Below are 10,552 nucleotides of genomic sequence, written 5' to 3'. Positions count from 1 at the left end.
GGGAGCGACACGGACCGTGGACACATCTGTCGAGCAGATCGTCGAGGCGCTGCGCGAGTCACTGCTGGAGAACGAGCGGCTGCGCGAGCAGAACGCGCGGATCACGGCCGCGGCGGACGAACCCGTCGCGATCGTCGGCATGAGCTGCCGCTACCCCGGCGGCGTCACCTCCCCCGAGCAGCTGTGGCGCCTCGTGGCCGACGGCGTGGACGCCATCGGCGACTTCCCCGCGGACCGCGACTGGGACGTGGAGGGTCTCTACGACCCGGACCCGGACGCGCCCGGCAAGACGCATGTGCGCGAGGGCGGATTCCTCTACGACGCCGCGCAATTCGACCCCGGCTTCTTCGGCATCTCGCCCCGCGAGGCCATCGCCATGGACCCGCAGCAGCGCCTGCTGCTGGAGACCTCCTGGGAGGCGTTCGAGCGGGCGGGCATCGACGCGCACGCGCTCCGGGGCAGCCGCACCGGGATCTTCGCCGGGGTGATGTACCACGACTACGGCAGCTGGCTCACCGATGTGCCCGAGGGCGTCGAGGGCTACCTCGGCAACGGCAACCTCGGCAGCGTCGCCTCCGGCCGCGTCTCCTACACCCTGGGCCTCGAAGGCCCCGCGGTCACCGTCGACACCGCCTGCTCCTCCTCCCTGGTCGCCCTGCACCTCGCCGTCCAGGCGCTGCGCTCGGGCGAGTGCTCGCTCGCGCTGGCGGGCGGCGTGACCGTGATGTCCACCCCGGACACCTTCGTGGACTTCAGCCGCCAGCGCGGCCTGTCCCTGGACGGCCGCTGCAAGTCCTTCGCCGCGGGCGCGGACGGCACGGGCTGGGGCGAGGGCGCCGGGATGCTGCTGCTGGAGCGGCTCTCCGACGCCGAGCGCAACGGCCACCGCGTGCTGGCCGTCGTCAAGGGCAGCGCCATCAACCAGGACGGCGCCTCCAACGGCCTGACCGCGCCCAACGGCCCGTCCCAGCAGCGGGTGATCCGCCAGGCCCTGGCCGGCGCCAAGCTCCGCGCGGACCAGGTGCACGCCGTCGAGGCACACGGCACCGGCACCCCGCTCGGCGACCCCATCGAGGCCCAGGCGCTGCTGGCCACCTACGGCCAGGACCGGCCCGGGGGCGAGCCGCTGTGGCTGGGCTCCGTCAAGTCGAACATCGGGCACACCCAGGCCGCCGCCGGTGTCGCCGGTGTGATCAAGATGGTCATGGCGATGCGGCACGGCGTCCTGCCGAAGACGCTGCACGCGGACGAGCCCACCCCGCAGGTGGACTGGGAGTCCGGCGCGGTCGAGCTGCTCGGCGAGGCCCGGCCCTGGCCCGCGACCGACGGGCCCCGGCGCGCCGCCGTGTCCTCGTTCGGCATCAGCGGCACCAACGCCCATGTGATCCTGGAAGGCGTTCCCGAGCCCGAACAGGTGGATTCTGCCGTCGAGTTGACCGGACCCGTGCCGCTGGTCCTTACGGGCAAGGGCGAGCGCGGGCCGGAGGCGCAGGCGCGCCGGCTGCTCGACCACCTCGCGGCCGACGCGCCCCTCCCCGGCGTCGCCCACGCGCTGGCGACCTCCCGGGCCGCCCTCGACGAGCGCGCGGTCGTCATCGGCGCCGACCGCCCGGCCCTCCTCGCCGGGCTGACCGCCCTCGCCGAGGGGGAGGCCGCACCGCACGTGGTGCGGGGCGCGCGGGTGAGCGAGTCCCGCGTCGCCTTCGTCTTCCCCGGGCAGGGCTCCCAATGGGCCGGCATGGCGGCGGAACTCCTCGACTCCGAGCCTGTGTTCGCGGCCAGGATGGCCGAGTGCGCCGACGCCCTCGCCCCCTTCACCGACTGGGACCTCCTGGCCACCGTGCGCGGCGCGGCCCCCCTCGACCGCGTGGACGTCGTCCAGCCCGCACTCTGGGCGATCATGGTGTCGCTGGCCGAGCTCTGGCGCTCGTACGGCATCGAACCCGGCGCCGTCATCGGCCACTCCCAGGGCGAGATCGCCGCGGCCTGCGTCGCGGGCGCGCTCTCGCTCGCCGACGGCGCCCGCGTCGTGGCCCTGCGCAGCCAGGCCATCGCCGACGAACTCTCCGCCCGCGGCGGCATGCTGTCGGTCGCCCTGCCCGAGGAGCGGATCCGCGAACGCCTCGCCGCCTACGACGGCCGGGTCTCGGTCGCCGCCGTCAACGGCGCGGCCTCCGTGGTGCTCTCCGGCGACACCGACGCGATCGGCGAACTGGAGGACCTGCTCAAGGCCGACGGGATCCGCGCCAAGCGGCTGCCCGTCGACTACGCCTCGCACTCCGCCCAGATCGAGACCATCCGCGGACGGCTCCTCGCCGAACTCGCCGCCGTACGGCCGGAGTCCGGGACCGTGCCGTTCTACTCCACCGTCACCGGCGCGCTCTTCGACACCCGGGGCCTCGACGCCGAATACTGGTACACCAACCTCCGCCGAAGCGTGCTCTTCGACAGCACCACCCGGGTGCTGCTCGGCGCGGGCTACGGCGTGTTCGTCGAGTGCAGCCCGCACCCCGTGCTCCTGCACAGCGTCGAGGAGACCGCCGACGCCGTCCGCGCGGACGTGCTCACCCTCGGCTCGCTGCGCCGCGACGAGGGCGGCCGGGAGCGCTGGCTGACCTCGCTGGCCGAGGCGTTCGTGCGCGGCGTCCCCGTCGACTGGCGGCCGGCCTTCGAGGGCGCGCCCGCACAGCCGGCCGACCTGCCGACGTACGCCTTCCAGCGCGAACGCTTCTGGCTCGGCCGCTCGCCCGCCGCGGGCGATGTCACCGCCGCCGGTCTCACGGCCGCCGGGCACCCGCTGCTCGGCGCCGCCGTCACCGTCGCCGAGGGCGGCGGCACGCTCTTCACCGGCCGTCTTTCCACCGGCACCACCCCCTGGCTCGCCGACCACGCCGTCGGCGGCACGGTCCTGCTGCCCGGCACCGCGTTCGTGGAGCTCGCCGTCAAGGCCGGGGACGAGCTCGGCTGCGGCCGCGTCGCCGAACTCACCCTGGAGGCACCGCTGTTGCTGCCCGAGCGCGGCGCCGTGCAGGTGCAGCTCCACGTCGGTGACACCGACGCCACCGGCCGCCGCCCCCTCGCCGTGCACTCCCGCCCCGAGGGCGGCACCGGCGACTGGACCCGACACGCCTCCGGCCTGCTGGAGCCGGACCCGGGCGACGCCGGGTTCGACCTCGCCGCCTGGCCGCCCGCCGGGGCCCGGCCGATTCCCGCAGGCGACGTCTACGACCGGCTCGCCGGGCAGGGCTACCACTACGGGCCCGCCTTCCAGGGCCTGCGCGCCGCCTGGCGGCGCGGTGAGGAGACCTTCGCGGAGGTCGAACTCCCCGTCGAAGCCGACCACTTCGGGCTTCACCCGGCGCTCTTCGACGCGGCCCTGCACGCCGTGGGACTCGGCGAGCCGGAGGACGGCCCGGCCCGGCTTCCCTTCGCCTGGAGCGGCGTCTCGCTCCACGCGACCGGGGCGACCGCCCTGCGCGTACGCATCACCGGCACCGACGTCACCACGCTCCATCTGGCCGACACCACCGGTGCTCCCGTGGCCACCGTCGAGGGGCTGACCTCCCGCACCGTCGACCCCACCGCGCTCGCCGCGGCGGACCGCACCGAGGACCTCTACCGCCTCGACTGGCCGGCCCTGCCCCCGGCCGAACGCCCCGCCGTCCCCTACGTGCTGCTCGACGACACCACCGCCTCCGGCCCGCTGCCCGACGTCGTCGTCCTCCCGCTGGGCGCGACCGGCGACCCCCTCGCGGGCACCCGTTCGGCCGCCGGCCAGGCCCTGGAGGCCGTACGGGGGTGGCTCGCCGACGACCACGCGACCACCGCCCGGCTGCTCGTGCTCACCCGGGGAGCCGTCGCCGTGGCCGGTGAAGGGGTCGAAGACCTCGCCGCGGCCGCCGCCTGGGGCCTCGTGCGCGCGGTCCAGGCCGAGAACCCCGACCGCTTCGTCCTCGTAGACGCCGACCCCGACGCCGCACTCGACGACGTGGTCGCCGCGGCGGCGGCCTCCGGCGAACCCCAACTCGCCCTGCGCGACGGCGTCGTCCACGTCCCGCGCATGACCAGGGCCGGGCACGGCGACCGGAGCCCCGCGCTCGACCCCGAGGGCACCGTGCTCATCACCGGCGGCACCGGCGTGCTCGGCGGCCTGATAGCCCGTCACCTCGTGCACGAGCACGGCGTACGCCACCTGCTGCTCGCCGGGCGCAGCGGCGTCGCGGCCGACGGCGTCACCGGCCTGGACGTGGACGTCACCGTGGCCCGCTGCGACGTGGCCGACCGCGCACAGCTCGCCGCACTCCTCGCCGGCGTGCCCGCCGACCGCCCCCTGACCGCCGTCGTCCACCTCGCCGGAGCCCTCGACGACGGCCTCGCCACCGCGCTCACCCCCGAGCGGCTCGACGCGGTGCTGCGGCCCAAGGCGGACGCCGCCTGGCACCTGCACGAACTCACCGAGGACATGGGCCTCGCGGCGTTCGTGCTCTTCTCCTCGGCCGCGGGCACCGTGGACGGCGCGGGCCAGTCCGGATACGCCGCGGCCAACGCCTTCCTCGACGGGCTGGCCCACCACCGGCGCGCACGCGGCCTGCCCGCCACCTCCCTCGCCTGGGGCTTCTGGGAACAGCGCACCGGCATGACCGCGCACCTCGCGGACGCCGACGTGGAGCGCATGGCGCGCTCCGGCGTCCGCCCGCTCGCCACGGCCGAGGGGCTCGGCCTCTTCGACGCCGCGCTGACCTCCGACGCCCCGCTGCTGCTGCCCATCGGCCTCGACCTGCCCGCGCTCGGGCGGGCCGCCACGCTCTCCCCGGTGCTGCGCGGCCTGGTCCGCGCACCCGCGCGGCGCACGGCGGCCACGGCCACGGCGGACGGCTCGCTGCGCGAGCGGCTCGCGGCCCTGGCGCCCGCCGACCGCGACGCGCTGCTCCACGAACTCGTCCGCACGCACGTCGCCGCCGTCCTCGGACACGGCGTGGACATGGTGCTCGACCCCCGACGCGCCTTCCGCGAGGCCGGGTTCGACTCGCTGACGGCGGTGGAACTGCGCAACCGGCTCGCCACCGCCGTCGGCCTGCGGCTGCCCGCGACCCTCGTCTTCGACTACCCCGACGCCCAGACCCTGGTCGGTCACCTCAAGGACGAGCTCGTCGGACCGGACGCGCCCGCCGACGCCGAGCGGGCCGAGCCCGCGGCCGAGGCCGACGAACCCGTCGCGATCGTCGCGATGAGCTGCCGCTACCCCGGCGGCGTCAGCACCCCCGAGGAGCTGTGGCGGCTGCTGGCCGCGGGCGGGGACGGCATGTCGCCCTTCCCCGCCGACCGCGGCTGGGACCTGGAGGGGATCTACGACCCCGAGCCCGGCAAGGCGGGCCGGTGCAGCACCCGCGAGGGCGGATTCCTGCACGACGCCGCCGACTTCGACCCCGACTTCTTCGGCATCTCGCCGCGCGAGGCTCTCGCGATGGACCCCCAGCAGCGGCTGCTGCTGGAGGTCTCCTGGGAGGCGCTGGAGCGCGCGGGCATCGACCCGCACGCCGTACGGGGCAGCCGCACGGGCGTCTTCACCGGCGTGATGTACCACGACTACGGCAGCAGGCTGAGCAACGCCCCCGAGTCCGTGCGCGACTACCTGGGCAACGGCAGCCTCGGCAGCGTGGCCTCCGGCCGGGTCGCCTACACCCTCGGCCTGGAGGGCCCGACCCTCAGCGTGGACACCGCGTGCTCGTCCTCATTGGTCGCCCTGCATCTGGCGGTCCAGGCCCTGCGCCAGGGGGAGTGCACCCTGGCGCTGGCCGGTGGCGTGTCCGTCATGTCGACCGCCGACACGTTCGTGGACTTCAGCAGGCAGCGCAACCTCGCCGCCGACGGCCGGGCGAAGTCCTTCGCCGACGGCGCCGACGGCACCGCGCTCTCCGAGGGCGCGGGCATGCTCCTGCTGGAGCGGCTCTCGGACGCGCGCCGCAACGGCCACCAGGTCCTCGCGGTCGTCCGGGGCTCGGCCGTCAACCAGGACGGCGCCTCCAACGGCCTGACCGCGCCCAACGGCCCGTCCCAGCAGCGCGTCATCCGCCAGGCGCTCGCGAGCGCCCGCCTGTCCGCGGCGGACGTCGACGTGGTCGAGGCGCACGGCACCGGCACCACCCTCGGCGACCCGATCGAGGCACAGGCCCTGCTGGCCACCTACGGCCAGGACCGGCCCGAGGACCGGCCGTTGTGGCTGGGCTCCGTCAAGTCGAACATCGGCCACACCCAGGCCGCCGCCGGGGTCGCCGGAGTGATCAAGATGGTGCTGGCCATGCGCCACGGCGTCCTGCCGCCCACCCTCCACGTCGACGCGCCGTCCACCCAGGTGGACTGGACGGCGGGCAGCGTGGAACTCCTCACCGAGGCACGGGAATGGCCTCGGACCGGCCGCCCGCGCCGGGCCGGGATCTCCTCCTTCGGCATCAGCGGCACCAACGCCCACACCATCATCGAGGCCCCCGAACCCGCTGAGGAGACCGCACCCGCGGACGCCACCGTGCCCCCGCTGCTGCCCGTCCTCGTCTCCGGCCACACCCCCGAAGCCCTCGCCGCGCAGGCCGGCCGCCTGACGGCCGTGGCGGACACCCCGCTCCCCGACCTCGCCTTCTCCCTGGCCACCGGCCGCGCCGCCCTCGGCCACCGGGCCGGGGTGATCGCCCGCGACCGCGACGAACTCGCCGCCGGGCTCGCCGCCCTGGCGACCGGGGCCGCCTCACCCGCCGTCGTACGCGGCAGGCCGGTCGCCGGGAAGGTCGCCTTCCTCTTCACCGGGCAGGGCGCCCAGCGCGCCGGCGCCGGCCGGGAGCTGTACGCCGCGCACCCCGTCTTCCGGCGCGCCCTCGACGACGTCTGCCGGCACTGCGACACCCACCTCGACCGCCCGCTGCGCGACGTGATCCTCGCCGAGCCGGGCAGCGAGGAAGCGGCGCTGCTCGACCGGACGACGTACACCCAGAGCGCCCTGTTCGCGATCGGGACCGCGCTCTTCCGGCTACTGGAGTCCTGGGGGATCCGCCCCGACTTCCTCACCGGGCACTCCATCGGCGAACTGACCGCCGCCCACGTCGCGGGCGTCCTCACCCTCGAGGACGCCGCCCGCCTGGTCGTGGCCCGCGGCAGGCTCATGGACGCGCTGCCCGCCGGTGGCGCGATGCTGGCCGTCGACGCCACCGAGGAGGAGGTGCTCCCGCACCTCGGCGCACGGGTGGGCATCGCCGCCGTCAACGGACCGTCCGCCGTGGTGGTCTCCGGCGACGAGGACGCGGTGGCCGCCGTCGGAGCCGCCTTCGCCGACCGCAGGACGAAGCGGCTGCGCGTCAGCCACGCCTTCCACTCGCCGCGCATGGAGCCGATGCTGGAGGAGTTCGAGAAGGTCGCACGGGAGCTGCGGTTCGCACCCCCGGCCGTGCCGGTCGTCTCCAACCTCACCGGCGAGCGGGCCACCGACGAAGAACTCACCTCACCCGCGTACTGGGTCCGGCACGTCCGCGAGGCCGTCCGGTTCGGCGACGGGATCCGCACCCTGGAAGCCGCCGGAGTACGCACCTTCCTCGAACTCGGCCCGGACGCCGTCCTGTCCACCATGGGCACCCACTGCCTCACCGACCCCGAGCGCTCGGTGCTCGTCCCCGCGCTGCGCCGGGACCGCGAGGAACCCGTCGCGCTGGCCACCGCCCTCGCGACCCTGCACGTACGCGGCGTCGACGTCGACTGGCGCGGGATGACCGCCGGGACGGGCGTGCGCCGGGCCGACCTGCCGACGTACGCCTTCCAGCGGCAGCGGCTGTGGCTGGACGACGGGCCGTCCGCCCCCGCCCACGCCGGTGGCCTGGGCCAGGCGCCCGCGGACCACCCGCTGCTGGGCGCGGTGCTCGGGCTGGCCGGCGCCGACTCCGTCGCGCTGACCGGCCGGGTGTCGCTGACCACGCACCCCTGGCTCGCCGACCACGCCGTCGCCGGCGTGGTGCTGCTGCCGGGCAGCGCGTTCGTGGAACTGGCCGTCCAGGCGGGCGACCGGGCCGGCTGCGCCCAGGTCGAGGAACTCACCATCGAGCGGCCGCTGGCGCTGCCGGCGCACGGCGCGCTCCAGCTCCAGGTCGTCGCGGGCGCCCCCGACGAGGCCGGGCGGCGCACGGTCACCGTCCACGCGCGCGACGAGGACGCGGCCGGCGAGTGGACCCGGCACGCCACGGGCGTCCTCGCGCCGGAGCCCGCGCCGGAACCCGCCGCCCTCGCCGCCTGGCCGCCCGCCGGAGCCGTGCCCGTCGACCTGACCGGCACCTACGACCACCTCGCCGAACAGGGCTACGGCTACGGCCCGCTGTTCCGCTGCCTGCGCACCGCGTGGCGGCTCGGCGAGGAGGTCTACGCGGAACTCGCCCTGCCCGAGGACGCCGGACCGGCCGGCTTCGGCCTGCACCCGGCGCTGCTCGACGCCACGCTGCACGCGATCGACCTCGTGGACGGCCAGGACCCGACCGTGATGACGCTGCCGTTCGCCTGGGAGGGCGTGTCGCTGTACGCGGCGGGCGCCTCGGCGGTACGGCTGCGGCTCACCCCGCACAGCACCGAGCGGATGAGCCTGCACCTCTTCGACGGCGCGGGCGCACCCGTCGCCGCGGTGTCCTCGCTCCGCATCCGCCCGGTGACCGCGGACCAGCTGGGCGCGCCCGCCCTCGGCGACCTCTACGAACTGACCTGGGCCCCCGTGCCGTTGGCCGCACCCGCCGGACTCCACGAGGACGCGGTGCTCTTCGCGCCCGGATCCACCGCCGCGGACGCGCCCACCGCGGCACGGGAGACCGTACGCGGCATGCTCACCACGCTCCAGGAACGGCTGGCCGACCCCTCGCCCGGAGACGGCCCGCTGGTGGTCGTCACCAGGGGAGCGGCCGCCCTCGCGGGCGACCCCGACCTCGCGCAGGCCGGGATCCAGGGCCTCGTCAGGTCCGCCGCCGTCGAATACCCCGGCCGGCTGGTCCTCGTCGACCTCGACGACGACCCCGCCTCCCTGGCGGCGCTGCCCGCGGCCGTGGCCACCGGAGAGCCCGAACTCGCCCTGCGGGCGGGGGAGGCGTACGTACCGAAGCTGATCGCGGCCGAAGCCGGCGGCACCGGCGGCCTCGCCGGGCCAGGCCCGGAAGGCACCGTGCTCATCACGGGCGGCACCGGCAGCCTCGGCCGCCTGCTCGCCCGGCACCTCGTCACCCGGCACGGCGTCAGGCACCTGCTGCTCAGCAGCCGCGGCGGCGACCCGGGGGACCTCGGCGAACTGCGCGAGCTCGGCGCGACGGTGACCGTCGCCGCCTGCGACGCCGCCGACCGCGACGCGCTGGCCGCGCTGCTCGCCGGCATCCCCGCCGAGCACCCGCTGACGGCGGTCGTGCACGCCGCCGGAGTGCTGGACGACGGCCTGTTGCCGTCCCTGACGCCGGACCGTCTCGACGCCGTCATGCGGCCCAAGACGGATGCCGCCTGGCACCTGCACGAGCTCACGCGGGACCTCGGCCTCAGCGCGTTCGTGCTGTTCTCCTCGGCCGCGTCCGCGCTCGGCGCGGCCGGGCAGGCGAACTACGCGGCGGCCAACGGGTTCCTGGACGCCCTCGCCTCCGTACGCCGCTCGGCCGGGCTCCCCGCGCTGTCGCTCGGCTGGGGGCTGTGGGACACCGCCTCCGGCATGGCCGGTTCGCTCGGCGAGACCGAGCTGCGGCGGCTGGCCCGCGACGGCGTCGAGCCGCTGCCGGCCGGCCGGGCGCTGGAGCTCTTCGACCTGGCCCTGGGCACGGACCGGGCCGTGCTCCTGCCGATGCGGGTGCGGCCGACCGAGGACGCGCCGCCGCTGGTCCGCGCGCTCGGCCGGACCCCGGCCCGGCGGACGGCCCGGCCCGGACCGGCCGCCACCGAGCCGGCCGAGGCCGTCGGCCTGCCGCGGCGGCTCGCGGAACTGCCCCCGGCCGACAGCAGGAAGCTGCTGGTGGAGACGGTGTGCGGCCATGTCGCGGACGTCCTCGGCCACGCCCACGCGGACGCGGTGGACCCCGAGCGGGCCTTCGGTGAGCTGGGCGTGGACTCCCTCGCGGCCCTGGAACTCCGCAACCGCATCAGCGGGGACACGGGCCTGCGGCTCTCGTCGACGCTGACGTTCGACTACCCGACCCCGGCCGCCATCGCCGACCACCTCCACGCCGAACTCGTCGGAGCGGCGGACCCCGCCGCCCCCGACGCGGAGGCCGAGGTGATGCGGCTGGAGACCCTGCTGGACGCGGTGGCCATGGACGACGACCTTCGGGCGAGGGTCGCCCTGCGCCTCCGCGCTCTCACGGCGAAGTGGACGACGGCCGGCCCGGCGGCCCCGGAACCGCGGGACGCGGGACCGGGCCTGGAGTCGGCGACGGCGGACGAGCTCTTCGGGATCCTGGACGACGAGCTGGAGTCGTACAACTGAACAAGGAAAGGGCCGGGGGTCCCGTGGGACCCCCGGCCGACCCGGTGCGGGCGCGCGTTCGAGCCCGCGCTCCAAGGGCGA

1 protein-coding gene is annotated in these 10,552 nt (G+C 76.1%); it reads left to right on the top strand.

The features are described from left to right. The first annotated feature begins 16 nt into the window (after positions 1 to 16). The gene (locus ACFY1P_RS06795; protein ID WP_390749940.1) at positions 17 to 10,471 is read left to right on the top strand and encodes an SDR family NAD(P)-dependent oxidoreductase; all 10,455 of its coding nucleotides are present in this window, start codon (positions 17 to 19) and stop codon (positions 10,469 to 10,471) included. The last annotated feature ends 81 nt before the right edge of the window (positions 10,472 to 10,552 follow it).

This window comes from Streptomyces sp. NPDC001407, assembly GCF_042895325.1.
GTDB lineage: Bacteria > Actinomycetota > Actinomycetes > Streptomycetales > Streptomycetaceae > Streptomyces.
Note: the sequence above shows the minus strand (reverse complement) of the source record. Positions and strands in the feature narration are given on the sequence as shown.